The 25,338-nt window shown below is 37.7% G+C and carries 23 protein-coding genes; all 23 read left to right on the top strand.

The features are described from left to right. The first annotated feature begins 52 nt into the window (after window positions 1-52). The 23 genes from METVE_RS0111195 (at window position 53) to METVE_RS0111085 (ending at window position 25,257) form a co-directional block, all read left to right on the top strand. A complete protein-coding gene (locus METVE_RS0111195; RefSeq protein WP_020168574.1) occupies window positions 53-2,263 on the top strand; it encodes a Lon protease family protein in 2,211 nt (736 codons plus the stop codon). Between the two features lie 42 nt (window positions 2,264-2,305). Beyond that, window positions 2,306-2,719 carry an RNA-binding S4 domain-containing protein gene (locus tag METVE_RS0111190; protein WP_020168573.1) on the top strand — a complete coding sequence of 138 codons (414 nt, stop codon included), beginning with the start codon at window positions 2,306-2,308 and terminating at the stop codon, window positions 2,717-2,719. Window positions 2,720-2,861: 142 nt separating this feature from the next. Then, the gene (locus tag METVE_RS0111185) at window positions 2,862-3,224 is read left to right on the top strand and encodes a MarR family EPS-associated transcriptional regulator (protein ID WP_020168572.1); all 363 of its coding nucleotides are present in this window, start codon (window positions 2,862-2,864) and stop codon (window positions 3,222-3,224) included. Continuing rightward, the gene (locus tag METVE_RS0111180; protein WP_020168571.1) at window positions 3,221-4,636 is read left to right on the top strand and encodes a mannose-1-phosphate guanylyltransferase/mannose-6-phosphate isomerase; all 1,416 of its coding nucleotides are present in this window, start codon (window positions 3,221-3,223) and stop codon (window positions 4,634-4,636) included. Before METVE_RS0111185 ends, METVE_RS0111180 begins: the two co-directional genes overlap by 4 nt. Next, window positions 4,636-5,409 carry a glucose-1-phosphate cytidylyltransferase gene (gene rfbF, locus METVE_RS0111175; protein ID WP_020168570.1) on the top strand — a complete coding sequence of 258 codons (774 nt, stop codon included), beginning with the start codon at window positions 4,636-4,638 and terminating at the stop codon, window positions 5,407-5,409. The genes METVE_RS0111180 and rfbF overlap by 1 nt, the downstream gene beginning before the upstream one ends. Then, window positions 5,400-6,479, top strand: coding sequence for a CDP-glucose 4,6-dehydratase (rfbG, locus tag METVE_RS0111170; protein WP_020168569.1), 1,080 nt, complete (start codon window positions 5,400-5,402; stop codon window positions 6,477-6,479). The genes rfbF and rfbG overlap by 10 nt, the downstream gene beginning before the upstream one ends. 63 nt (window positions 6,480-6,542) lie before the next feature. Beyond that, entirely contained in the window at window positions 6,543-7,862 is a 1,320-nt protein-coding gene (rfbH, locus tag METVE_RS0111165; protein ID WP_020168568.1) for a lipopolysaccharide biosynthesis protein RfbH, read from the top strand. Window positions 7,863-7,869: 7 nt separating this feature from the next. Continuing rightward, entirely contained in the window at window positions 7,870-8,571 is a 702-nt protein-coding gene (locus tag METVE_RS0111160) for an SDR family NAD(P)-dependent oxidoreductase (protein ID WP_020168567.1), read from the top strand. Continuing rightward, window positions 8,543-9,640 carry a 3-dehydroquinate synthase gene (locus METVE_RS0111155; RefSeq protein ID WP_232415329.1) on the top strand — a complete coding sequence of 366 codons (1,098 nt, stop codon included), beginning with the start codon at window positions 8,543-8,545 and terminating at the stop codon, window positions 9,638-9,640. Before METVE_RS0111160 ends, METVE_RS0111155 begins: the two co-directional genes overlap by 29 nt. After that, on the top strand, window positions 9,630-11,408 hold the full coding sequence (locus tag METVE_RS0111150; RefSeq protein WP_020168565.1) for a thiamine pyrophosphate-binding protein: 1,779 nt from the start codon (window positions 9,630-9,632) through the stop codon (window positions 11,406-11,408). Before METVE_RS0111155 ends, METVE_RS0111150 begins: the two co-directional genes overlap by 11 nt. Window positions 11,409-11,420: 12 nt before the next feature. Then, window positions 11,421-12,218, top strand: coding sequence for an aldolase/citrate lyase family protein (locus METVE_RS0111145; RefSeq protein ID WP_020168564.1), 798 nt, complete (start codon window positions 11,421-11,423; stop codon window positions 12,216-12,218). A gap of 29 nt (window positions 12,219-12,247) precedes the next feature. Continuing rightward, a complete protein-coding gene (locus tag METVE_RS0111140) occupies window positions 12,248-13,201 on the top strand; it encodes an NAD-dependent epimerase/dehydratase family protein (RefSeq protein ID WP_020168563.1) in 954 nt (317 codons plus the stop codon). Beyond that, the gene (locus METVE_RS0111135) at window positions 13,173-14,159 is read left to right on the top strand and encodes a glycosyltransferase family 2 protein (RefSeq protein ID WP_020168562.1); all 987 of its coding nucleotides are present in this window, start codon (window positions 13,173-13,175) and stop codon (window positions 14,157-14,159) included. The genes METVE_RS0111140 and METVE_RS0111135 overlap by 29 nt, the downstream gene beginning before the upstream one ends. 34 nt (window positions 14,160-14,193) lie before the next feature. Then, window positions 14,194-14,610, top strand: a complete 417-nt coding sequence (locus METVE_RS0111130; protein ID WP_081621898.1) for a GtrA family protein — start codon at window positions 14,194-14,196, stop codon at window positions 14,608-14,610. Window positions 14,611-14,642: 32 nt separating this feature from the next. Continuing rightward, window positions 14,643-15,422, top strand: coding sequence for an SDR family NAD(P)-dependent oxidoreductase (locus tag METVE_RS0111125; protein ID WP_020168560.1), 780 nt, complete (start codon window positions 14,643-14,645; stop codon window positions 15,420-15,422). Window positions 15,423-15,440: 18 nt separating this feature from the next. Then, entirely contained in the window at window positions 15,441-16,172 is a 732-nt protein-coding gene (locus METVE_RS0111120; RefSeq protein WP_020168559.1) for a class I SAM-dependent methyltransferase, read from the top strand. 189 nt (window positions 16,173-16,361) lie between these two features. Next, window positions 16,362-18,881 carry a hypothetical protein gene (locus tag METVE_RS0111115; RefSeq protein ID WP_020168558.1) on the top strand — a complete coding sequence of 840 codons (2,520 nt, stop codon included), beginning with the start codon at window positions 16,362-16,364 and terminating at the stop codon, window positions 18,879-18,881. 69 nt (window positions 18,882-18,950) lie between these two features. Beyond that, complete coding sequence (locus METVE_RS0111110) at window positions 18,951-19,967, top strand: glycosyltransferase family 2 protein (protein ID WP_232415327.1); 1,017 nt, start codon at window positions 18,951-18,953, stop codon at window positions 19,965-19,967. Between the two features lie 35 nt (window positions 19,968-20,002). Further along, window positions 20,003-21,343 (top strand): lipopolysaccharide biosynthesis protein, encoded by a 1,341-nt coding sequence (locus METVE_RS0111105; RefSeq protein WP_020184126.1) that lies wholly within the window; start codon window positions 20,003-20,005, stop codon window positions 21,341-21,343. Window positions 21,344-21,357: 14 nt separating this feature from the next. Then, entirely contained in the window at window positions 21,358-22,392 is a 1,035-nt protein-coding gene (locus METVE_RS0111100) for a glycosyltransferase family 2 protein (protein WP_020168555.1), read from the top strand. A gap of 4 nt (window positions 22,393-22,396) precedes the next feature. Beyond that, a complete protein-coding gene (locus tag METVE_RS0111095; RefSeq protein ID WP_020168554.1) occupies window positions 22,397-23,314 on the top strand; it encodes a glycosyltransferase in 918 nt (305 codons plus the stop codon). Between the two features lie 10 nt (window positions 23,315-23,324). Then, window positions 23,325-24,281, top strand: coding sequence for a UDP-glucose 4-epimerase family protein (locus METVE_RS0111090; RefSeq protein ID WP_036297983.1), 957 nt, complete (start codon window positions 23,325-23,327; stop codon window positions 24,279-24,281). Window position 24,282: 1 nt separating this feature from the next. Then, window positions 24,283-25,257 (top strand): MraY family glycosyltransferase, encoded by a 975-nt coding sequence (locus METVE_RS0111085; RefSeq protein ID WP_020168552.1) that lies wholly within the window; start codon window positions 24,283-24,285, stop codon window positions 25,255-25,257. Window positions 25,258-25,338: the final 81 nt, after the last annotated feature.

Here is a 25,338-nt window from a genome sequence, read left to right as displayed (position 1 = left end):
TAAATAACCAATCATCTTTAAGTCATTTATAAAATAGAAAATCCGCAAATTGATGCAAAAATTAACCGCAAACGATTTAAATGCCAGCATTCCGTTAAACGAGTTAACGTTTAATAACACACAAGAATTGCTAGAAAATGGCGCTGAATCTCCACTAAATATATTGCAGACCAATACGTTGCAACCAAATGCGCACGGCTGGGTCGCGCAAAGTGAAGCAAAAAAATCTGCGTTGTTTGGTTTGAATATGCAGCAAACAGGTTTTAATGTATTAGTGCTTGGTGCGCACGGCAGTGGCCGTACTTCGCTGATGCATAGCGCGATGTTAGACATTGCCAGGCAGGCAAAAACAGTTAATTCAAAAGATTTAGATTTATTAGGTTTAAGGGATTTGGTCTCGATTTACAATTTCGAGCAGATTAACCTGCCAAGTTTAATTAAATTACCAGTAGGAATGGCGAATAAACTGCGCGTTGAAATGGACGGTTTTGCACGTGCATTAATGACAGAGCTACCTAATTTTGTGGCGGCAGATAATCAAGAGACGATTTTAACAGCCGCAGAACAATGGCTAAGTGCAGCGATTTTGCAACTGGAACAAGCTTTTGATGAGCCAACTTTAAAAGCATATTTTAAGATGGTTAATCAAGAAACATTGTCCTATTTAAAAGCGTGGCAACCAGCAGTGAGTGCAGATGCGGAAAGCAATTTAGAAGGGTTAATCAGCGAACCGTTTTTTGCACGCTTTCGCGTCAACGTGTTGGTGGATAATCGCGCAACACAAGCGCAATCGCTGAGCCAGCCTGTCATTTACGATAACGATCCCAGCATACAATCACTATTTGGAGGCGTTGAAAGTGCTTCGGATAGTTCGGTTTCACCAGATTTTTCTAGGTTGCGTGCAGGTAATCTGCACAAGGCTGATGGTGGTATGTTGTTATTGCATTTGCGTGATTTGTTAAATGATGAACAAAATGGCACACAAATCATTGAAAAACTGCATCGGTTTCTGCGCAATGGCACTTTGCAAATTGAGGATGCAAGTAGCAACGCGCAAAGCACGAGTTATGTGGCGAATAACACGCTTTTGCCGTTGCAAGTGAAACTGGTGTTGATTGCCACGCGTGAAGATTTTTACGATTGTTTGGATGAGCAGCCAGATTTCTTCAATTATTTTCCGATTAAAGTGGAGTTTGCAGAGCGCATTTCGGCAACGCCTGAAAATTATGCCGCGATTGCAGGATTTATCGCGCAGAAATCAGTGCAACATGGCACGGCTCATTTTACAAAAGACGCGGTTGCCGCCTTGATTGGCGCGTTGCAGCGTTTGGAGGAAGACCAAACGCGCATCAGCACAAACTTTGCGTTTTTAGAGCGCTTGATGTTGGAAAGTGCCGCTTTTGCACATGGTGAGAGCTTAGTTGCCGCACAACATGTGCAGGCAGCGATTCAAGCTAAATCGACGCGTAATCAATATTTCGAGTCACAAATTCGTGATTCAATCATTGATAACGAGTTGCTTATTCAGGTACATGGCGATGTAGTAGGGCAAGTGAATGGCTTGACGCATATTGAGCTAGGCGATGCTAGTTTCGGCTCGCCGATTCGCATTACCGCGCGCTGTTATCCAGGCGGAAAAGGCCTGATTAATATTGACCGCGAAGTGAATATGAGTGGCCCGAATCATGATAAAGGCATTTTTATCCTGCAAAATTGGTTAAGTGCCAGCTTTAGCCATTTGGCACCATTAAGTTTGAATGCGTCATTGGTTTTTGAGCAGGAATATAATGGCGTAGAAGGTGATTCTGCTTCGTGCGCGGAATTGTTTGCCTTGCTTTCCGCCTTGGCTGGCTTACCGATTAGCCAAGGCATTGCCGTAACTGGTGCGCTGAATCAATTTGGCGAAGTGATGCCGATTGGCGGCGTGAATGAGAAGATTGAAGGTTATTTCCGCGTATGCCAAGCGCTTGGACTTAACGGCAAACAAGGCGTGATTATTCCTAAACGCAATCAACGCCATTTGCTGCTGGATACAGCCGTAGTAGAGGCGGTTAAACAAGGCCAGTTTCATATTATTACCATTGACCACGTGCTAGAAGGTATTGAGTATTTAACTGGGCTGGCAGCAGGGCAGCAAGATATGGCGGGCATTTACGCCCCAAATACTGTCATGGGACACGTGCAAGAAGAATTGGCAAATTACCGTAAAACGCTGGAAAGTAACCAGCCGTATCAGCAACAAAAGCAGCTTAATTTGATTTAGTTTTAATTTGGAATATTTTCATTAATATTGAAGTAGGTTTGCTTGAAAGAAAAAACTGAAAAATCGGAAAGCGCTGACGAAAAATGCCGTTTAGATAAGTGGCTGTGGGCGGCACGCTTTTTTAAAACTCGTAGCATTGCAGTAGATGCCGTTGATAGCGGAAAAGTGCGTGTAGATGGCGACCGCGCCAAGCCTGCCAAAGAAGTCAAAATAGGCATGTTGATTAATATGCGCAGTAAAGAGTTTGAAATAGAAGTGAGTGTAACGGGATTGTCTAACATTCGCCGTGGTGCGCCAGAAGCGGCACTTTTATATGTTGAAACTGAGCAAAGTAAAACCAAGCGTGAAAACGCCATAATCACGCGTGAGGCAGATCATGGCATTAGGGAAAGAGGCGCAGGGCGACCTACTAAACGCCAACAACGCGATATTAAGAAGTTTACTGGAATAGGCTAAATTAAAATTAATTGAGCTAAAAATAGTGTTAAGTCATTGCAACTAAATCAATGGCTTAGGTACAAAATTAAAAGTACTACTTGCATGGATGGACTGAAGGTTGTTACACTGGCGTTCAATTGATGAACGGTTGATTTGACTCGTGTTAACTGACGAATACCGCTATAAAATTTTAAAAATATTAGAAGCTAATCCAGAGATTAGCCAACGCGATTTAGCGCGCGAATTGAGCATCAGTTTAGGTCGCGTGAATTTTTGTCTTAAGGCATTGATAGAAGTGGGCTTATTAAAAGCTACAAACTTTCATCATAATAAAAACAAACTCGGCTATATGTATCTTTTAACGCCTAAAGGTTTAGAAGAAAAATCCGTGATTACTGCGCGATTTTTGAAGATGAAATTGCAAGAACATGCTAATTTACAAGCTGAAATAGAAGAGCTGCGTAAAGACGCTAACCAAACGATTAATATCAAATTCCATCAAATGGAGATCAATCAATCATGAGCGCGCAATTAAACCGTTATGCGATTATTTTATGTGGCGGCTCTGGCACGCGCTTGTGGCCACTATCACGTACATTACGTCCTAAGCAATTATTGGCATTAAATGGCGATTTAACTTTGTTGCAGCAAACCACACAGCGTTTGTTAGCGCATGTTTCTGCCGCCAATTTGTTTACGGTTACGCACGAAGATCATAAATTCGAAGTAAAAGGTCAATTGGCAGAAATCGCGCCTGAATCTGTGAGTAATGTGTTGGCAGAGCCTTGCGCCAGAAATACTTTACCTGCGATTGCTTGGGCAGTGAATCAAATCAATCAGCAAGATCCAAACGCGTTGATCGGTGTGTTTGCCTCTGATCATGCCATCGATAAAACCGATGCGTTTTTACAAGCTTGGCAAACCGCTGAATTAGCCGCGAATGATGGCTATTTAGTATTGCTCGGCATTAAGCCGCATGAGCCTGCAACTGGTTATGGTTATATTAAGACTGGACAGCAACTGACATACAATGGCGCGCTGCCGTTGTTTAAGGTCGATAAGTTCGTCGAAAAGCCTGATGTGGAAAAAGCCAAACAATTTGTCAGCGATGGCTATTTGTGGAATAGCGGTATGTTCGTGTTTAAATCACAAGCATTTATGAATATGCTGAAACAATATCAACCAGAAATGGCGCAGCAAGTGGTTAGTCTGAATGAGGAAAACTTTTCAGATACTTATGCGAACTTTGATAATGTATCGATGGATTATGGCTTGGCAGAACTGGCAGAAAAAGTGGCGGTAGTGCCAGTGGATATGGCATGGAGCGACTTAGGTAGCTGGGATTCTATTTACCAACGGCATGAAAAAGACGCGCAAAACAATGTGACGCACGGCCAAGTGTTATCACAAGAAACAACCAATAGTTTGCTGTGGACAGAAACAGGTTTGCTGGCAATTTTGGGCGTAGATAACATCGCGGTTATTCAAACTGCAGATGCTACTTTGATTTGCGATAAAAACCGTAGTGAAGACATTAAAGCGCTAGTTGCACAAGTGAAAATTCACAATCCCGTTTTAACTGAAATCCATCAGACGGTTTATCGCCCATGGGGCAGTTACACTGTCCTAGAAGAAAGTATCAACTTTAAAATCAAGCGCATTGTAGTGAATCCAGGTGCAAAATTATCCATGCAAATGCACAAACATCGCGCTGAACATTGGGTAGTCGTTTCTGGTATTGCCACCATTACCAATAACGAAATCGAATTCACCTTAAACGAAAACCAATCCACCTATATCTCAAAAACGCATCGCCATCGCTTAGAAAATAAAGGTAGTGAACCGTTAAGTATTATTGAAGTACAGTGTGGTGATTATGTAGGCGAAGATGATATTATTCGGTTTGATGATAGTTATGGAAGAGTAGTTAATTAATGAAAGCAGTAATTTTGGCGGGTGGTTTAGGCACCCGTATCAGTGAAGAGACATCAGTTCGACCAAAGCCTATGGTTGAAATTGGCGGCAAGCCTGTTTTGTGGCATATCATGAAAATGTATTCTGCTCATGGTATTCATGACTTTGTGATTTGCTGTGGCTACAAAGGCTATGTCATTAAAGAATACTTTGCTAACTATTTTTTACACACTTCAGATGTTACTTTTGATATGCAAAATAACAAAATGGAAGTGCATCAGCGTTATGCCGAACCGTGGAAAGTAACTTTGGTCGATACTGGCGAAGAAACGATGACAGGTGGTCGTTTAAAGCGTGTAGCAGATTATATAAAAGATGAAGAGGCTTTTTGTTTTACTTATGGAGATGGAGTCAGCGATGTCAATATTACTAAACTGATTAAATTCCATAAAGCACAGGGACTTAAAGCTACTCTAACAGGGACAATTCCTCCAGGACGTTTTGGTGCTTTAGATTTAAACGGCGTAAAAGTGAATAGTTTCCATGAGAAGCCCAAAGGTGACGGTGCAATGATAAACGGTGGTTTTTTTGTATTGTCACCACAAATTCTTGAATATCTTGTGGATGATAAAACTACTTGGGAACGCGATCCATTAGAGCGATTGGCAGAAGAAGGCCAGTTAGCCGCATTTCAACATCATGGATTTTGGCAGCCAATGGACACCTTGCGTGACAAGATACATCTTGAAGAACTATGGCAGTCAGGTAAAGCGCCGTGGAAGGTATGGTCGTGAATCACGAGTTTTGGAAAAATAAGCGCGTTCTTTTAACAGGACATACTGGTTTTAAAGGCAGTTGGTTATCTTTGTGGTTGCAATCGATGGGTGCTAATGTTGTGGGTTATGCTTTAGCTCCATCCGCTAAACCAAGCTTATTTGATGTTGCAAATGTTAGTAAAGGTATGACTAATATTGTTGGCGATATTCGTGATTTAGCAGGCTTGTCTGCAGTCTTTGCTGAACACAAGCCTGAGATTGTTTTTCACATGGCAGCACAAGCTTTAGTACGTCAATCCTATATTGATCCAGTTGAAACTTATTCTACAAACGTAATGGGCACCGTAAATTTGCTTGAGGCCGTGCGAAATGCCCCAAGTGTCAAGGCTGTAGTAAACGTTACAAGTGACAAGTGTTATGAAAATCGCGAATGGGTGTGGGGATATCGTGAAAACGAAGCGATGGGTGGTTATGATCCATATAGTAATAGTAAAGGCTGTTCAGAGCTTATAACTGCTGCATATCGAAGCTCATATTTTCACTCAGGTAAATATGAAATCCATGGAGTTGCTTTGGCTTCTGCCCGTGCGGGTAACGTGATTGGCGGCGGTGACTGGGCATATGATCGACTTATTCCTGATATTGTGCGAGCCATCACATTAAACAATCCAGTCAACATTCGAAATCCTTTAGCTGTACGCCCGTGGCAACACGTGTTAGAGCCATTGTCAGGCTATTTATTATTGGCTGAAAATTTATATCAACATGGATCAGCGTATGCTGAGGGATGGAATTTCGGCCCCAATGACGATGATGCTAAGCCTGTGCAATGGATTGTGGAAAGGTTTGCAAAAGATTGGGGTGAAGGTGCGAGTTGGTCATTAGATAGCGGCAATCATCCTCATGAAGCGCATTATTTGAAACTTGATTGCTCTAAAGCAAAGATGCTTTTGAATTGGCAACCAAGATGGAAGTTAGCTGAAGCGATAGATAAAATTTGTGTTTGGCACAAAGCGCATCAAGCAAATGCTGATATGCAAACTTTATGCTTAGAGCAAATAAAACAATACGAATCAGCAATATTGTAATAAACATAGCTATTTATTTTAAATAATCAACAATTAAACCATAAAAATTATAAGGAAAACGTTTTGGATAGACCTTTAGAAATCCGCCAGCAAATTGCTAAACTGGTTGACGAGTATGCAGCAATTAAATATGAGCCTAAAGCTTTTGAAGCAGGTAAAACTATTATTCCACCTTCTGGAAAAGTGCTTGATGCTGCTGAGCTTAAAAATATGGTTGAAGCTTCACTTGATGGTTGGTTAACAACAGGTCGGTTCAATGAAGCCTTTGAAAAACGCTTGGCTGACTATTTGGGCGTAAAGTTTCTAATTACTACTAATTCTGGCTCATCTGCTAACTTACTTGCCTTTACCGCACTCACATCACCAAGATTAGGCGCGCGTGCTATTAAGCCTGGTGATGAGGTAATTGGCGTGGCAGCAGGTTTCCCTACTACCGTAAATCCTATACTTCAGTTTGGCGCTGTTCCTGTATTTGTTGATATTGAGCTGACTACACATAATATCGACGCCAGCAAAATTGAAGCTGCAATTAGTCCTAAGACTAAAGCAATTATGCTCGCACACTCGTTAGGTAATCCATTTAACATTAAAGTGGTTAAAGAGATTTGTCAGAAATATAATCTATGGTTGGTTGAAGATAATTGTGATGCTTTGGGTTCACGATACGAAGGACAGCTCACGGGTACATTTGGTGATATTGGCACGCTCAGTTTCTATCCCGCTCACCATATTACAATGGGTGAAGGTGGTGCAGTGTTTACCAACAATCCTGAGTTGAAATTAATCGCAGAATCTTTCCGTGATTGGGGTCGTGATTGCTATTGCGCACCAGGAAAAGACAACACATGTGGCAAGCGTTTTTGTTGGAAATTAGGTACCTTGCCTGAAGGTTACGATCATAAATATACCTATGCACATTTAGGTTATAACCTAAAAATTACAGATATGCAGGCAGCTTGTGCTTTAGCTCAAATGGATAAACTTGATAGCTTTGTACAAGCACGTAAAGATAATTATGCTTATTTAAGAAATAGACTTTCTTCTTGTGAAGAATTTTTAATTCTTCCAGAAGCTACACCTAATAGCGACCCTTCCTGGTTTGGTTTTTTAATGACGATTCGTCCAGAAGCCAATATTAACCGTGTTGATTTACTGAATTATCTTGATCAAAACAAGATTGGCACTCGGTTATTATTTGCGGGCAACTTAACTAGGCAGCCTTATATGATAGGGCGCAATTATCGAATCAGTGGCGAGTTAACAAACACGGATAAAGTTATGAATGATAGCTTCTGGATTGGCGTTTATCCTGGATTAACAGAAGAAATGCTGGATTTTTCTGCCACTAAAATCGAAACATATCTTGGCTTAAATTTCGATTAGCAAGCAGATGAAACAAAAAGTACTTGTTTTTGGTGCAAGCGGCGCTATAGGCACAGCAATACATCAGCGATTCAACAATCAAGATTGGGAAGTTGTATGTGTTTCACGTCAACTTGCCACGCTTGATAATACAATTTGCTGGAATCCGCTGGTTGAAACTAACGCTGAAGTAATCAGCAAGCTTCACTCTTTTGGTCAATTTGATGCGGTATGTTGGTCTCAGGGTGCAAATTGTAATGACAGCATTTATGCGTTTAATGCCGATAAGCATCGTGAAATTTATGACATTAATGTTGTATATATTATCCAGTCATTAAATCTTCTTTTAAAAGAAAGACTATTAAAGAAGTCGGCAAAGCTCTGTATTATTAGTTCAATTTGGCAGAATATTTCACGTCAAAATAAATTGTCATACGGCGTTACAAAGTCGGCACTTAAAGGCTTGGTACTTTCTTTAGCTAATGACCTTGGCGCAGATGGTTATTTAGTTAATGCGGTACTTCCTGGTGCGCTCAATACACCGATGACGCATCAAAATTTGTCAGTCAATCAAGTTAACAGCATTAAATACGCCACACAATTTTCACGTTTAGCAGAATTAGCGGATGTCGCTAATTCTGTTTATTTTTTATGTTCCGCAGATAACTCAGGAGTAACTGGGCAGTTTGTTAAGGTAGATCTTGGATTCTCCGATGTCCGTATCATTTGAAATTGCATCAAGCGTAAAAAACTATCAAGTTCAGATAGTCGATAATTTACCTAAAGTAACAAATGCTAACAAAGAACAAAGTTATGTTCTGATTGATGCCTATGTACTCGAGCTTTATCCTTTTCTATCAAATGAGCGATGTATCGCTATTCCCGCCACTGAAGAGTCCAAGACATTAGAAGTAGTTGGTTCTGTTATTGAACAATTAAGAGCATTAGGAGCAAGCAGAAAAAGCCATCTGGATGCTATAGGGGGCGGAGTGATACAGGATGTTGCGACTTTTGTGGCATCAATTTACATGCGTGGGATTAGCTGGACGTATTATCCAACCACTTTACTTGGTATGGTTGATTCTTGCTTAGGTGGTAAATCTTCTATTAACGTAGGGCAGTATAAAAATATTGCAGGTAACTTTTATCCACCAGATGAAATTTTTATTCATACAGAATTTTGTGCCACATTATTAAAAGATGAGGTGATTGCTGGTTTGTGTGAGGCAGTCAAAATTTGTTTTGCCAGTAATGATGATGCCTTTGAACGGTTTTTACACATCGTGCAAACAGACGGTAATGTTCATCAAACTCATTTATCACAAGCAATTTCCTTAACGTTAAAAACAAAAAAGAAATTTATTGAGGAAGATGAATTTGATCAAGACATTCGACTGCTGTTGAATTTTGGGCATACTTTTGGACACGCAATAGAGTCAGCTAGTCATTTTGCAATAACACATGGTGTTGCAGTTGGATTGGGTATGTTAATAGCAGTGGATTTTTCCACAAAATTGAATCCTTCATTAAGCAACAATACAAGAGTGCAAGCTTTATTTAAGTACGTTAAGCTCATACTGAGTAATATTTCTACATTGAGTCAAAATTTAAAGCAAATGTCGTCAGCAAATGCTTTTGAAAAATTCAAATCTGATAAAAAACATCGTAAAGATGAATTTGTTATCATCATTCCAAATGAGAACGGTTATTTGTATCGTCAATTTATTCCCATTAACGATCAATCAGCACATGATTTGAAAGCATCATTCGATTATATAAAGGCGTTTTATGAAGTATAGCGATCAGATAACTGATTGGTTAGTGCAAATGAATTACACCCATTGTTTTTATGTGGGCGGCGGAAATATCATGCATTTAATTGAAAGTTTTAGTCATAAATTAGTTTGTATTCCTGTAATACATGAAGTTGCAGCCGGTATTGCCGCTGAATATTTTAATGAAAGCAGTAATGGCAAAAAAGCAGTGGCATTAGTCACTGCAGGACCTGGGTTAACTAATATTGTGACAGCCGTTGCTGGCGCTTTCCTGGAGAGCCGAGAATTGTTAGTGATAGGCGGGCAGGTCAAAACGGCTGACCTTGCAAAAGGTAAATTACGTCAGCGTGGCATACAAGAAATCGATGGTGTATCCATCGTTAAACCAATCGCCGTGAGATCTGTGTTGTTAGAAGAAGCAGTTGATTTCAGTGATTTTTTTGACTTAGTTAACCACGTAGGTGTTTTTAGGAAAGGCCCAGTATTTATTGAAATGCCTATTGATGTACAAGCGCGTGATGTGCAGTTTTCATCACAAATACATCATAACAATGTGGCCCTAGACTATCCGCAAGCTGATGACAATCAAATTAGTAAAGTAATAGAAAAAATAAACGCCGCAAAACGCCCTTTGTTGTTAATTGGCGGCGGAGTCAATAGAGCAACAACCAGAAAGTTAAAACAAGTACTAGCAAGCTTACAAATTCCAATTGCAACCACTTGGAATGCCGCTGATCGTATACCGTCGAATCAGCCAAATTATGTTGGGCGACCTAATACATGGGGGCAGCGCAGCGCTAACTTAATTCTGCAACAAAGTGATTTAGTCATTGCAGTTGGTACTAGATTAGGCATGCAACAAACAGGTTTCAATTGGCAATCGTTTGTTCCTAAGGGAGAAGTGATTCAAATTGATATTGATCAAGCTGAATTGGATAAAGCGCACCCTAAAGTAGCATTTCCAATATTGGCAGATGCGAATGCGTTTTTAAGCAAGCTTGTAAATAACAATTTCTCTGCTAATGAAAATGCCACACATTTAGATTGGCTTGCTTACACAGGATTAATTAGGGCATCTATACCTTTAGTTGAGCCTATCAATCAAACTCGAAGTGAATATCTCTCGCCTTACATTTTTGCAGAAAAGCTATCACAATTGAGTGCAGAAAATGATGTAATTGTGCCTTGTAGCAGTGGTGGAGCATTTACAATCATGATGCAGGCTTTTGAGCAAAAATCACAGCAAACTATAGTGACCAATAAAGGTTTGGCATCTATGGGGTATGGCTTATCAGGCGCAATCGGGGCTGCATTCGCGCATCCTGATAAACGAGTTATCCTGGTTGAAGGTGATGGCGGATTTTCTCAAAATATTCAAGAAATCGGTACTGCTTCCATTAATAAATTAAATTTGAAAATCTTTATTTTTGATGACTCTGGCTATGCCTCTATACGTGCTACGCAAAGGAATTACTTTGGTGGTAGATATGTGGGTTGCGATCGAACTACTGGATTAGGCTTGCCTAATTGGGAAAAACTTTTTATGGCATGGGGGGTGCCATCGATAAGAGTAAATGTGGGTTATGAATCGGATGAGCAATTCAAAAAAATGTTTGATAGTAAAGAAACTTGTGCATTTATTGTTTCCATTGATCCTGAACAAACTTACTTTCCTAAAATAACCAGTAAAATTACTACTAATGGTGCAATGGAGTCTAATTCGTTACATTTAATGACGCCGAACTTGCCAGAAGATCAATTTTCGGCTTTAGCTAAATATCTAATTAATTAAAAAGAAAAAATTATGAATAATCGCGAATATCAAATGCTTGAATGTTTAAAAAAGCTGAAACAAGAACATGGAGCAGTTTCAGTTAAGGCGGAATTTGAAGCTGAAGGAACTAGGGTAGATGAGTTATTAAGGTTAATTGAAATTGCACGTAAAGCTGATTTAAAGATTGGTTTAAAAATTGGTGGTTGCGAAGCAATAAGAGATTTAATGGAAAGCAAGCAGCTTGGCGTGGAATATATTATTGCGCCAATGGTTGAGACACCTTATGCGCTTTCGAAATTTATTGATGCCAAAAATAAAATATATAGCATTGAAGAGCAAGCTGACACAGACTTTTTATTCAATGTTGAAACCATCACTGCATTTAATCATATAGAAGAGATGGCAAAAATCGCATCTACAGATAATGCATTAGATGGCATGGTTTTTGGCAGGGTCGATTTTTCTGGCTCAATGGGTTGGTCAAGAGAAGTAATCAATACCGATGCTGTTACAGACTATTGTGTTAAAGCCAGTAAAGTTTGCTTAGACAATAAAATCGATATGGTTGTAGGTGGTGCAGTATCAATCGACGCGTTATCAATGCTAAAGAAAATTCACGCAACAAACTTAACCCGGTTTGAAACTAGAAAGGTTATTTTTGATGCGACAACAGCAATAAATGATTGCGATATTGAAACGGGCTTGCTTTTGGCGGTTAAATTTGAATTGCTTTGGTTGTTAAATAAACGTGACTATTACTCAATGATTATGCAAGAAGATGATAAAAGAATTGAATTGCTAGAAAGTCGGTGGAAAGTTTTATCTTAAATAGCCGTCAAATTTAATATCAATATATGATGAAGACACTATTAATTATCGGCGGCACTGGTTTTTTTGGTAAATCTATTTTAGATGCCTTTAGTCGGGGCTTACTAGAGCCTTGGCAAATTGCCAAAGTCATCGTAATGTCTAGAAATACACAGGTCCTTAAAACAGAAGCACCGCAATTACTAAATGCGAACGTTGAGCTATTATCCGCAGATATTACTACCACAGATTTTTTGCCTAATGCTGATTATGTTATTCACGCGGCCGCTTCAACTGATGTAAGAAACTATATTACTCAACCAGAAACTGAGAAAAAAAATATACAAGCGGGTACCTATCACTATTGTGAATTGGCTAAAAAATTTCATCTTAAAAGTAAAATTGTTTATACAAGTTCTGGCGCTGTATATGGTACCCAGCCTTCGAATATTCCGCAAATAAATGAGTATGAAATGCCAAGTGGATTGGTGCACATGGATATTGCGAAACAAAGTTATGCGGTTGCTAAGCATGATGCAGAGCTGGCAATAAAGCAATTGGGTGCTGAGGGATTAAATGTCAGTATCGCACGATGTTTTGCTTTTGTTGGGTGTTGGTTACCCAGAAATCAACATTTTGCGATTGGGAATTTTATTGAAGATGCGATCAATAAGCGACCAATTGTTGTAAAAACTACCCATAAAGTTTACCGTAGCTATATGTATGCAGATGATTTGGTTGAATGGTTAATGACGATGGCAGATTCTGCTTCATCCGATTGTCCCATTTACAATGTTGGTTCAGACCATGCAGTTATTTTAGGGGATTTAGCCACTACAATAGCTTCACGTTCTCAAACACAAGCAGACGTGCCATCAATATCCGAGTCAAAAATAGACCGCTATGTGCCATCAACTGAAAAAGCGAAAAAAGTGCTAGGGTTAACTTTAAAATACGATTTAACGGCTTCGATTGATGCAACCATCCAAAAAATTAATCAGTAACTCAATAGTTAAGAAAAATATGAATAAAAAATTAATATCTATTGTCATTCCCGCTTATAACGAACAAGACAATATCAGTGAATTAACATCACGCTTGCAAGCTGTATTTGGAACAAATTCAAATTACGACTTTGAAGCAATTATTGTTGAAAATGGATCGCAAGATAATACGTACGAAAAATTGCTGTTGGCTCATCAAACAGATAAACGGTTTAAAATTTTACAATTAGCCAGAAATTTTAGAATGGACGGTGGCATTACAGCTGGGCTTAACTTTGCATCAGGCGATGCTGCAGTCATCATGACAGCTGATCTACAAGACCCGCCAGAATTAATTACCCAATTTATACAGAAGTGGGAAGAGGGTTACGAAAACATATATGGCATCGTCACCAAACGTAACGGCACAGGCATTATTCGTCGATTTAATTCACAGTTATTTTACAGAGTTGCAAATGCATTAACAGATGGAAAAATACCCAGCAACGTAAGTGATTTTAGATTAATTGACAAAAAAGTGTATCAAACCATTAACTCTATACATGAGCGTAATCGCTTTGTACGCGGGCTTTTTGCGTGGGTGGGATACAAATCAGTTGGTATAAAACATGAGCGCGCAGAGCGATTTGCCGGAGTTTCAGGCGCGCATACATTTAAAGTTATAGATTTAGCAATAAAGGGCATTTTTGCTCATTCATATATTCCTTTAAAGCTTATTACCTTTATGGGGATTTCGGTTTCAATGCTTTCATTTGCACTATTAGTTGTAACCATTATTAAAGCATTGGTTTGGGGTGTGCCTTTTGCTGGCTATGGCACGATTATGACTGTCGTATTATTAATGTTTGGTATTTTATTCACCATACTAGGCGTAATGAGTGAATATATTGGCCTTATTTATGAAGAGGTAAAACAACGGCCAAATTTTATAGTAAAAAATCAAGTGGGCTTAAATTGATCAATATTTTGAATCTAGAGAGAAGCCAAGGATGATGCGACTACTGGATTTTGCCAAAAACTCTTCTCCAAATACTCAGAAAAAATTAACCTACGTTGCAGTAGGTGCATGGAACACGCTATTTTCTTATGTCGCTTTTCTGTGTTTATATTATTTAACACACGACTCTCTACATTACATGCTGGTATTAGTGTTAAGTCAAATAGTTGGTTTAACTAATGCATATATTTGTTACAAATTTTTAGTGTTCAAAACTAAAGGGAATTATTTAAGAGAGTACTTAAGATTTTATGTTGTATATGGCACTACATTTATCGTTAACCTTATATTAATCGGTTTTTTTGTCGAATTTATAGGGCTTAATCCAGTTGTTTCACAAGCACTTATTGCAGTCTTAGTTGTTGCAATGGCATATTTTGGTCATAGTCGTTTTTCTTTTAAATCCAATTAAATCAATAGTGTCCTTTTGAAAAAATATAATTTATGAAGAATGAAAATATACGTTCAATTTGGATCACTGGCGCATCCTCTGGAGTCGGTGCGGCTTTAAGTGAGCTTTATGCTAAACCAGGCGTCGCGATGGGCCTATTAGCGCGTCGTAAGTTAGAGTTGAATATAGTATCAGAGCGGTGTCGCGCAAAAGGTGCAGTAGTCTATGAATATGTTGCAGATGTGACAGACGATTCGCTATTGAAAAAGTTATCGAACGATTTTTTAGCAACAGTTGGTCATATTGATATTGTCATTGCTAATGCAGGCATACGTGGGGAAGAGGATCAAGAATATCAAGAAAATCAAATAGCTGAAGAATTGATGAGGGTGAACTATTTTGGATTAATTAATACAATAACGCCTTTTATCAAAGAGATGAAAGCTGCTGGTAAAGGTCAAATAGTTGCTATTTCAAGTATTGGGTCTTTTCGGGGAACACCAAACTCAGGCGCTTATTCTGCATCAAAAGCAGCAGTAAATGTTTGGACAGAAAGCCTCAGGTTAAGATTAGTATCTCACGGAATTAGTGTTACAACGATTGGCTTAGGTTTTGTAGATACCGCAATGACGGAGGGGTTACCTTTTTGGATACCTGGAATTCTATCCCCTCAGAAGGCCGCAATATTAATTGAGAAAAAAATTAAGAATAAATCAAGATTACCAATTATTCCGTGGCAATCACGTTTGATTTGGAATGGATTTCGAATATTGCCTGGTGTTGTATACGATAAGTTGATTACATGGGCAAAAGCTCATGGCCCTAAACGTTAAATAGAAACTGAGATAAAAATGGATTTTAATGAATACTCAAGGACATTTCTGCATTTTCATACAGAGGAAATTCCTGAAATGGTAAGAGATTTTTTAAAGGGTAAAGAAGTTGACCTTGCAGATTTGGGTGCGGGTGACGGTGCTCTTTTGGTTGCATTGAAATTGGGCGGTTATTTAGTAAAGGCTAAGAATGTTGTTGCCGTTGATTTGTCACCTGAACGTTGTGAACGACTAAAACAATATACAGACTTTAAAGTTTTTTGCTCAGACGTTACATCCATTCCAGAAATTGATAATAATAGCTTTGACTTTATTGTATGCACTCAAGTAATTGAGCATGTTGATCAAGACAAATTACTAAAAGAGATAAAACGAATTCTAAGGCCAGGCGGCACACTTTATATTGCATCACTAGTGAGGAAGTCTTATGGTTGGTGGTATTACAAAACTGCTGATGGAAAATGGGCTATGGATCCAACACATCTCAGAGAATACGCATCAAAAGAAGAGTTTGAGACTGTTATTAGTAGTGCAGGATTTGAAATAGAAAAAACAGTACTTTCCCCATTAAAATTATCAATTTTAGAATTTTTTACAAGAAGAGTGATAGTTCCATTATTCCAACCGAAAGAAGTTAATTCATTCTTTGTAAAACATCCAACGATTAATTATTTAAGAAGAAAAATTAACATACATCCACCAAGATATTTTATTGTTGAAACTATGGCAAAAAAACTCAGAGGGGAGTAAATTTTACTAAAAATAAATTAGGTTATTCGCATTTTTCAATAACATGCTAGTAAGTTTAGTAAGTAATTTTATAGGTTTAATGAGTTAAATAATGGTAACTAATACAATCTGAAGTTTTAGACTTAATCTAAAATAGATTGCTAGATATTTATAAACTATGGATGCTTAGCATTTAGTAAAGGCTTTCTGATGATTAGTGACCTAATCCGTAATGGTTTTTTTGGTAAATTTTTCGAGAGAATTTCAACACGAAATTTACTGATTTCACATTTTGCTATCAACAGCCTAGGGCTAATAGCAGTCTCAATTTTCATTGCATCAACTTTAGCAAATATCCTTTCTCCTTCAATTTACGAATCTGCAAGCTTTTATTCTTGGGCAAAACCAACGGGAGGAGTAGGGCTAAAGCTAACCTCACTATTGCAGTATGTATTGTCCATTATTGCTTTGTTGACTAATTATGGTGCATATCTGCTTATAAGCAAATCAATGCCCAGTGCTGATTCGATATTGCAACAGCATAAAGTAAGCAAAACGCTTTTTTACTTTATTGGAACAGTCTTTATTAATGTAGTTATTCTTTCCATTAACTTGAATCGGTATTCAGTATTCATTGTTTTATGGCTACTTTTGTTTTGTTGGTTTCCTTTTTATGTTTTAGGCATGTCAGCTCCTAAAATTGCGATACCTCGATGGATTTTTAAAGTCTTTTTTGTCATTTTGTTGATTCAATATACATTTATTTTTTTACCACTCGTTTTAAAGCCGATGGTGATAAAAAATGACTATATAAATATTTCAGAAAGAACCATTTTAAAATCGGGCAAAGTAGTAGATAACTTAGATTATATTAATGCACATAAAATTGCAGGATTGCAAATAAGCGATCCGCGTAAATCGCATGCCTTAAATGAAACCAGCACAGTCTACTCTGTACAGAGAATAGAGAGTTGCCAATTGGTTCTTAAGGCGCTAATTTCAGTAAATAATGAAAATGAACATCAATTTTTTTGTGATAAAGATAATAATTTTGTAACAAAAACATCCTTTTCTATTAATGAAAAAACTTTATTGGCTACATTGGAGTTATCCAAAAAGGACAAAGAAAGTATTGATAAGCTATTTATCAATAGCATGAATTTAAGTGAGGGTATACAAAGTCGTCTATATAATTCAGAAGAGCGGGATTTCTTACGAATAAATGCAGTTGAGTTAGTTAACCAATCTAAAGCGGGTTCTTTTTTATATCACCATGGATATAATTTCGGTGTGATGAATGCGCTTAATCTAGGTGCTACTCCCTATAGCCAAACAATGGTTTACGGTTGGTTAAGTACTACACTCCAAGCAAAATTGCTTAAAGAATTTGAATCATCAAATTATCACAGCTATTTCAGATTGTTTTTTGCCAACTATCTAGTTTATTTTGCAGTTTTTTTATTAAGTATATTTGCAATATTTAAACGATTTAACACCTTGTTTTTTGCAACCTTGTTAACTGTTACCGCGCTTGTTTTTTTGGGTCGGGATCTCATACATCTAGCATCAGGTTTTAATCCAATCCGTCATTTTTTTGATGCAATCATTTTTTATTTTTTCTACCAATACTTGAAGAAAAATAGCTGGCTCTATTTTATATGCGCATTAATGCTTTCGCTATTTTCTATATTGTGGAGTAAAGATTTTGGGCTGTTTATTACTTTGTCTTTAGCGGGAGCTATAATATTTAAAGGTATAAAAGATCAAAAAGTGCAAACATTATTATTGGTATTCGGTGTAGGGTTGGCAATTATCGGACTGTTTTTCTACCTCTACCCATTTCCTGGCGCTAATCCTACGGCAATTTACATGCTTTTAGGTGTGGGATCGCCGCAGGCAAATACTAAAAGCATTTTCATACTTTTAGTACTAGTTAGTATGTTGCTTTACGCTAATGTAGTCATCAAGCAAAATAATTCACTGACTGTACTTTCAGTAGCAATGGCTTTTTATTTTGTACAAAGTCTAACCTACTATATATGGTATCCACAAATACATCACATATTGGGCGTTGCACCCGTATTTATTTTTTGGCTAACAATACTTTTTCATGGTCTGTGTGACTCTGCTAAGGAAACTAACGGTAGGAAGTATAGTGTCCTCTTAATTTCACCTATTATTTTAATCTATGCGTTGGGTTCAATTAATTTCTACTGGAAAAATTATGTATCTTACAAAGCATTTAATCATCATAAGGTGTATGAATGGAGTTTTGATACTGCGAAACTTAAATCGACAATGGACCCAATGCTTTTTGAAGAAAGTGTGAAGCTTATAAAAAAATATAGTACCAATCAAAACGCTATTTTCATTATTTCTAAATACGATCATATCCTACCAATTTTAGCTAATAAGTATAGTGCTATGCCATACAATGAGTTGCTCACAAACATAGTTTCCCCTAAAGAGGCTATGGTTGCATCGAATCACATATTTAAAAATAATCCTGATTTTGTATATGTAGACACTGATATAGATAAAAATTTAAATGGTGAGCTGCCAGTAGAGCTAGATCCAGCTACAATTCAATTGCCAGCACTTTTGGGAGAGGCAAAGGCGCGTATCAAAGTCATGCAAGGCTTGAAAGAGGTTTATGCACTTGTGGAAACGAAATATGAGCTTTGTGAGACTGGCAGATTGATTTCTGTGTATTGTCGTAAACAAAATTAGTATTTTTAAATTATCAGTGTATCAATTTTTTATGGTAATTTTGTTTTTATGTACGTAACAAGGTAGATGATGCAGTCAGAAATTTTTTGGGATAATAAAAAGCTTGAGCCTGTATTAGTCACATACAACCGCTCAGAAAACTTGGAAGACACCCTTAATGCTTTTATTAAAGCAGGGCTTACAGATATTAAGTTACACATTCTTGATAATGCCTCCACAGACAATACTAGAGAAGTTGTTTCGATGGTCAAGGATAGTTGGCCCAATTTAACCTACCATCGAAATCATTATAATATTGGCGGTAACGCCAATATTATGAGGGCTGTTGAATTAACATCTTCAGAATACTCATGGATAATTGGTGACGATGATGAATGGTTTTTAGAAAATATAAATGAATTAAAAGCTGTTTTACAAAAAGCGCAAGCTGATATTATTAGATTGGGTTGGCTTGTGTCGCCAAAAAGCCGCGGTAAGTATACAGAAGCAATTCAGTTAGTAAAAAATGATCAGCTTTTTTTTGCAAGTGTGAGTATGATTTCTGCAACGATTGTTCGGCGGTCAATCATTACAAAAAGCTTGCCTTATGCCTACATGGCAATTGGAGATTCTTATCCTCAGCTGATTTCAATTTTACGGGTGCTGACCAGCCAGCCACTTCAGGTTTACTCATTAAGCAAAGACATCGTGTTGCATACACCTAGTACGGTACCAGGATATTTTGCGGGTGATTTGGAATGGTATAACGGATGGTTTAGGACAAGCCGATTTATTAAAGATAAAGATCTGCGAGAATGCTTTATAAATGACATATTTGTTTATATAACGCGTGATGGATCAAAAATAAGAAATGAATTTTTATGGCTTTTAATAGTGGTTCTTAATTTTAAGGCCTTAGAAGTGAATCAAATGCCATATTTACTTAATATGTTGGCTTATGGAAAAGGGTGGCGTTGTCGATTATTAATTATCACGAGTTGCTATTTAATGATGCCAACGTTCATTGCGAAATGGGCGAGGAAATTCGCTTTTCGTGTTTCCGGACGTACTGATAAAGGTTTGCGTGTTGATAAATCCAGAATTTAGTTTATTGAGCAATTGTAGTATCGATGTATAAAATAATGAATCAGATTACTCGTTTGGTAGGCATTAACCAAGCGGTAGGATTTTCTTTATTAGCGAGAAGTTGGCAAATTGTTGCTGGCCCAGTTACTTTGCTATTAGTTGCTAGTTATTTTAATGTGGCAGAGCAGGGTTTTTTTTATACGTTTAGCAGTGTGCTTGCTTTGCAAGTTTTATTTGAATTGGGCTTGGCATTCGTTATTAATCAATTTGCTAGCCATGAATTTACACTACTTTCCTGGGGAAAGTCCGGTGATATTTTGGGCGCTAAACACGCAAAAGACCGCATGCATGCGATTATAAAACATGCTGTCAGATGGTATCTTGCCGTAGCCATATTAATATTGTTGTTTGTATTGCCATTTGGGTTATATTTTTTTGGTAAACACGAGGTTGTTAGTTTACAAGTTTCTTGGCATTTACCTTGGATACTCTTGGTGTTTGCGGCCGCAATGTATTTGCCAATTATTCCCATTTTGGCTGCGATTGAAGGCAGTGGACAAGTTGCACAAATTAATCGACTACGACTTGTTCAAGGTTTTTTTGCAAGTTTACTGACGTGGGCTGCAATATATGGTGGATTAGGTCTGTATGCAGCGGCAGTTACATTCCTAGTTAACGTGCTATTTAGTTTAACTTGGATGGTACGCAACTATCGTATTTTATTGGTCGAAGCTGTGTTTAAGAAGAGCAGTCATAATAAGTCTGCTTTTTCTTGGGGAAAAGAAGTTTGGCCAATGCAATGGCGTATAGCCGTTAGCTGGGTATCAGGCTACTTTATATTTCAGCTTTTTACACCTATTTTATTTTACTTTCATGGCCCTGCAATTGCTGGGCAAATGGGCATGAGTTTGGTCGTAGCAAACGTTATAACCATCATTCCACTCATCTGGCTGCAAGCAAATTCTCCAGCAATGGTGAAGTTAGTATCAAACAAAAATTGGCCTGCTTTAGATGCACTGTATGCCAGAGTGTTTTGGCAGTCAACTATGGTAAGCTTAATAGGAGTGATTGTATTGAGTGTTTTGTTATATGTATTTTCAGCCCACCCGCTAATCCATCGCTTATTACCACTAGTCGATATGATTTATTTATTCGTTGCATTTTTTTTATCACACGCTATTGGTGCTTTAGCTCATTATCTTCGCATGCATAAACGTGAGCCATTTATGGTTTTGTCATTAATTGGTGCAGTGTTAACTGCTTTATCAATGTGGTTTTTTGGCCGCTTATATGCAAGTACGGGAATGGTGATATCTTTAATGCTGATTAATTTGGTGTATGGATTGCCAAGCGCATTATGGCTATGGAACCGTTCGCGTAAGCTTTGGCATAATTAATTGAAGTCTAAATGATGAATGAAATCATTCTTTCCATTGCTATACCTACTTATAACCGCGCCAATTGGCTTAAGTTATGTCTAGATGAATTACTGCCTCAAGTTATAGCAGTCGGCAATAATGTTGATGTCACTGTTTATGATAATGCATCACCTGATAATACCGCCGAGGTAGTGCAGACATATCTTGATAGCGGCTTATCTCTGAACTATGTGCGCAATGCCGAAAACATAGGATCTGATAGAAACATTGCTCAATGCTTTAACTTTGCAAAAGGGCGTTATGTGCTTATTTTAGGTGATGATGATGTTGTTTTGGAAGGTGCGTTACGCAAATTAACGGATTTACTTTCAGCAGGTAATTACGGTGCTGTTTTTATTAGTGCTTATGGGTACAATAATAATTTTAAAAAAGAAAAACCTAAGCAATCAGTTGTAAAGCCATTAGCATTTGAAAGTAATAATGCTTTTGTAGAAAAATGTGCTACTAATGCCGCATTTATATCATCATTAGTTATCAATCGAAATAGCATGATGGGTATTGATGCTAATCAATTTGTAGGAACTGCATTAGTACAGACCTACTTATTTTATGAAGCGATTAGTAGAAACTCTAATACTTTGTACGTGAATGAATACTTGGTAGCTGCTAAACGCATTGAGAGTAGAGATTACAACGTAATCAATATTTTTACCATTGAATTCAATAATGCATTGCAATACCTTATGCTTAAAGGGCTTGATAAAGCAACTATTAATCGTATTAACAGAAAATTATTATGGTATTTTTTACCAATCCATCTTATTAATTTAAGAAAAACGCAAAAAAAAGTCGGTACTGAGGCTTCTTTTATTGCTTTGCACCAGTTATATAAGCATGAAATATTATTTTGGATATGTTGTATGCCTATATTAAAGTTTCCCAAGTGGATTGCATGTTTTTGGGGATATGCATTATTAGCACTAGGGCGCGTTAGTAATGGCGAATTCGGTAGGCTTTGGGTAGCTTTTCGTGAGGTAACACTTAACGCAAAATCAAAGTTATTTTAATTTGATGGATCAATACCCGCACCCTAAAGTATTGGTACTTTTGGCAACTTTTAATGGTGCCAATTATTTGCCAGCACAGCTTGATAGTATTTTAAATCAACAAAAAGTTGCTGTTCACATCGTTATTTCTGATGACCAATCTAGCGATGACACCCCCAATGTTTTGAGTAAATTAAGTGACGAAAGATTTGAAGTATTACCATCAGTTACAATATTGGGGTCAGCAGGGAAAAATTTTTATAGATTGATTTTGGATGCAAAAATTGATGGCTATGATTACATCGCTTTTGCTGACCAAGATGATATTTGGGGACAAGATAAGCTAATAAATCATATTCAATTGGCGAAATATAATCAAGCGGACGGGGTTTCTTCAAATGTAATGGCTTTTTGGTCAAATGGTGAAAATAAAGAAATTATTAAATCGCAACCTCAAAAAAAATGGGATTTTTTGTTTGAGTCAGCAGGACCAGGATGTACGTTTTTAATGACACCTTGGTTAATTAACAAAGTGCGCGAACAATTGATGGACGCGCAAAGCCCTGCACGGCAGGTTATATTACACGATTGGCTCACCTACGCGATATGTAGGGCGCATGGACATAAGTGGATAATTGATTCCACGCCTTCAATGTTATATCGACAACACTCCAATAATGTTGTGGGTGCTAATATTGGATTAAAGGCAAAACTTGCCAGACTGAAAAAACTCAAGCAAGGTTGGTATCGTGCAGAAGTGATTAAAGTTGCGGCAGTGGTGGCATTAATTTCAGACAACGCAGGTTTAAAAAAACTAAATAAATTGTTAAATCAAAAAAGCTTTATTTCCCAAATTAAACTACTCCTATATGTGCCGCAAGCAAGAAGATTTGCTTTAGATCGGTTTGTTTTGTTTGTTTTAATTGCAAGTTTTGTATTTTGATTTGTTAATGATGAAAATTTTAGTAACTGGTGCATCGGGATTTATTGGACAATCACTCATTCCAACTTTAAAAGATCAGAATATTCAAGTGTTGCAAGTAACACGTCAACAAACTGATTCAAATATGAACAGCTTTTTTATTCCTGATTTTGCTGCAAAAGATGCTTGGCAGAGTGCATTGTCAGGTTGTGATGTTGTAATCCATTTAGCTGCTCGCGTGCATGTGATGCAGGATAACGCAATCAATCCTTTAGAAGCTTTCTTAGCCGTTAATTTGCATGGCACTGTTAATTTGGCTAAAGCGGCTGTAAAGGCTGGTGTTAAAAGATTTGTATTTGTAAGCTCTATTAAGGTGAATGGCGAGCTTACTGAAATGCAGCCATTTACTGAAAATGATTTGCCAAACCCGCAAGATCCATATGCCGTTTCAAAATATGAAGCTGAAAAAGCATTGAGACAAATAGAAAAAAAAACGGGGATGCAAGTAGTAATTTTGCGGCCACCATTAATTTATGGGACAGGGGTTAAAGCGAATTTCGCAGCGTTGTTGAAGTTGCTCAATAGAAAGCTACCTTTACCATTGGCGAATATTAATAATAAACGCAGCTTTATTTATGTGAGTAATTTTGTAGATGCGATTATTACTTGCGCTACTCATTCAAAAGCCGCAGGGCAGACATATTTGGTGAGTGATGGGGAGGATGTCTCAATGCCGCAATTAATCAAGAAAATAGCTGTTGCATTAAATAAACCAAGTTATCTTTTCCGTTTCCCAATATCCATCATGCGTTTTTTTGCAAAGTTGGTTGGTAAAGCTGCCAGCGTTGATAGACTAACGCAGTCTTTGGCCATTGATAGTTCAAAAATTCGTCAAGAGCTTGGCTGGAAGCCACCTTTTACAATGGCAGAAGGTTTGAAAGTGACGGCTAATTGGTATCGTCAATCACTAAAAAATGAACGTTCTTAATATGCAATATTTGTTTCTATCATTTTTAATCACTTTTTTTGCGGTGATTTTAATATTAAAAACACGCATCGCCAATATTGCATTAGATGAACCCAATCAACGTTCGTTACATACCAAGTTAACGCCACGTATTGGTGGGCTGGCGATTATGGCCGGTATATTGATTTCGTGGTTAGCGAGTGCCTGGTCAGTAAGCGCGACTAATTGGTATTGGGTATTATTTCCTTTCATTTTGATGTTAACTTCATTAACGGATGATATTTATCAACTATCGGTTAAATGGCGATTACTGATTCAGCTCACAGCAAGTGCTGTGTTTTTGTTGGTGATTTTGCCACATCAGGCATTGTGGTTAATCATATTGCTGACATTGCTCATCACATGGATGACCAATTTATTTAATTTTATGGATGGCTCTGATGGCTTAGCTGGTGGAATGGGTTTATTTGGCTTTGCCACTTATGCGATTGCTGCATATTTGATGGGCGATATGCATCTGGCTTTAATGAACGGTGTCATTGTTGCCGCCTGTTTTGCGTTTCTGCTTTTTAATTTTCATCCTGCAAAGATATTTATGGGCGACTCTGGCTCCATACCGTTAGGATTCCTTGCTGGATCCATTGGCGTGTATGGTTATTTTAATGCTTTGTGGCCTGTATGGTTTCCAATATTGGTATTTTCTCCATTTATAATGGATGCGACGGTAACGCTGATTAAACGGCAGATGGCTGGTGAGAAGATTTGGCAGGCGCATCGTAGCCATTATTATCAGCGCTTGGTGCAAATGGGTTTGGGGCACAAGAAAACGGCAATAGTTGAGTATTTTTTAATGTTAAGTATTGCCGTTACGGCTATTCTATTGCTGAAGCAGTCTATTATTTACATCTTATTAGCACTGTTTTTTTGGGTAATTGCTTATTTAATCATCATGCGATGGATTGATAAATGTTGGGTGCAAACTCAAAAAAGCGCTTAAGCCTAAAAAAGTGAATAATTAGGTAAAATGTACTTATTACTAAGCTATTTTTACCAAACTAAAATACGAATAAATTAAAAC

Origin of the sequence: Methylotenera versatilis 79 (genome assembly GCF_000384375.1) — a bacterium.
GTDB classification, from domain to species: Bacteria; Pseudomonadota; Gammaproteobacteria; order Burkholderiales; family Methylophilaceae; genus Methylotenera_A; species Methylotenera_A versatilis_B.
The sequence above is the reverse complement of the archived record's forward strand: the minus strand, read 5'-3'. Positions and strand labels throughout refer to the sequence as shown.

What these genes read in the sequence shown, in the direction of transcription:
- METVE_RS0111150 (WP_020168565.1), top strand. Translation starts at nt 9,630, where the DNA reads ATGAAGTATAGCGATCAGATAACTGATTGGTTAGTGCAAATGAATTAC.
- METVE_RS0111110 (WP_232415327.1), top strand. Translation starts at nt 18,951, where the DNA reads ATGCAGTCAGAAATTTTTTGGGATAATAAAAAGCTTGAGCCTGTATTA.
- METVE_RS0111130 (WP_081621898.1), top strand. Translation starts at nt 14,194, where the DNA reads ATGCGACTACTGGATTTTGCCAAAAACTCTTCTCCAAATACTCAGAAA.
- METVE_RS0111180 (WP_020168571.1), top strand. Translation starts at nt 3,221, where the DNA reads ATGAGCGCGCAATTAAACCGTTATGCGATTATTTTATGTGGCGGCTCT.
- METVE_RS0111090 (WP_036297983.1), top strand. Translation starts at nt 23,325, where the DNA reads ATGAAAATTTTAGTAACTGGTGCATCGGGATTTATTGGACAATCACTC.
- METVE_RS0111120 (WP_020168559.1), top strand. Translation starts at nt 15,441, where the DNA reads ATGGATTTTAATGAATACTCAAGGACATTTCTGCATTTTCATACAGAG.
- METVE_RS0111145 (WP_020168564.1), top strand. Translation starts at nt 11,421, where the DNA reads ATGAATAATCGCGAATATCAAATGCTTGAATGTTTAAAAAAGCTGAAA.
- METVE_RS0111100 (WP_020168555.1), top strand. Translation starts at nt 21,358, where the DNA reads ATGAATGAAATCATTCTTTCCATTGCTATACCTACTTATAACCGCGCC.
- METVE_RS0111095 (WP_020168554.1), top strand. Translation starts at nt 22,397, where the DNA reads ATGGATCAATACCCGCACCCTAAAGTATTGGTACTTTTGGCAACTTTT.
- rfbG (WP_020168569.1), top strand. Translation starts at nt 5,400, where the DNA reads ATGGTCGTGAATCACGAGTTTTGGAAAAATAAGCGCGTTCTTTTAACA.
- METVE_RS0111140 (WP_020168563.1), top strand. Translation starts at nt 12,248, where the DNA reads ATGAAGACACTATTAATTATCGGCGGCACTGGTTTTTTTGGTAAATCT.
- rfbF (WP_020168570.1), top strand. Translation starts at nt 4,636, where the DNA reads ATGAAAGCAGTAATTTTGGCGGGTGGTTTAGGCACCCGTATCAGTGAA.
- METVE_RS0111125 (WP_020168560.1), top strand. Translation starts at nt 14,643, where the DNA reads ATGAAGAATGAAAATATACGTTCAATTTGGATCACTGGCGCATCCTCT.
- METVE_RS0111195 (WP_020168574.1), top strand. Translation starts at nt 53, where the DNA reads ATGCAAAAATTAACCGCAAACGATTTAAATGCCAGCATTCCGTTAAAC.
- METVE_RS0111105 (WP_020184126.1), top strand. Translation starts at nt 20,003, where the DNA reads ATGAATCAGATTACTCGTTTGGTAGGCATTAACCAAGCGGTAGGATTT.
- METVE_RS0111085 (WP_020168552.1), top strand. Translation starts at nt 24,283, where the DNA reads ATGCAATATTTGTTTCTATCATTTTTAATCACTTTTTTTGCGGTGATT.
- METVE_RS0111160 (WP_020168567.1), top strand. Translation starts at nt 7,870, where the DNA reads ATGAAACAAAAAGTACTTGTTTTTGGTGCAAGCGGCGCTATAGGCACA.
- METVE_RS0111135 (WP_020168562.1), top strand. Translation starts at nt 13,173, where the DNA reads ATGCAACCATCCAAAAAATTAATCAGTAACTCAATAGTTAAGAAAAAT.
- METVE_RS0111115 (WP_020168558.1), top strand. Translation starts at nt 16,362, where the DNA reads ATGATTAGTGACCTAATCCGTAATGGTTTTTTTGGTAAATTTTTCGAG.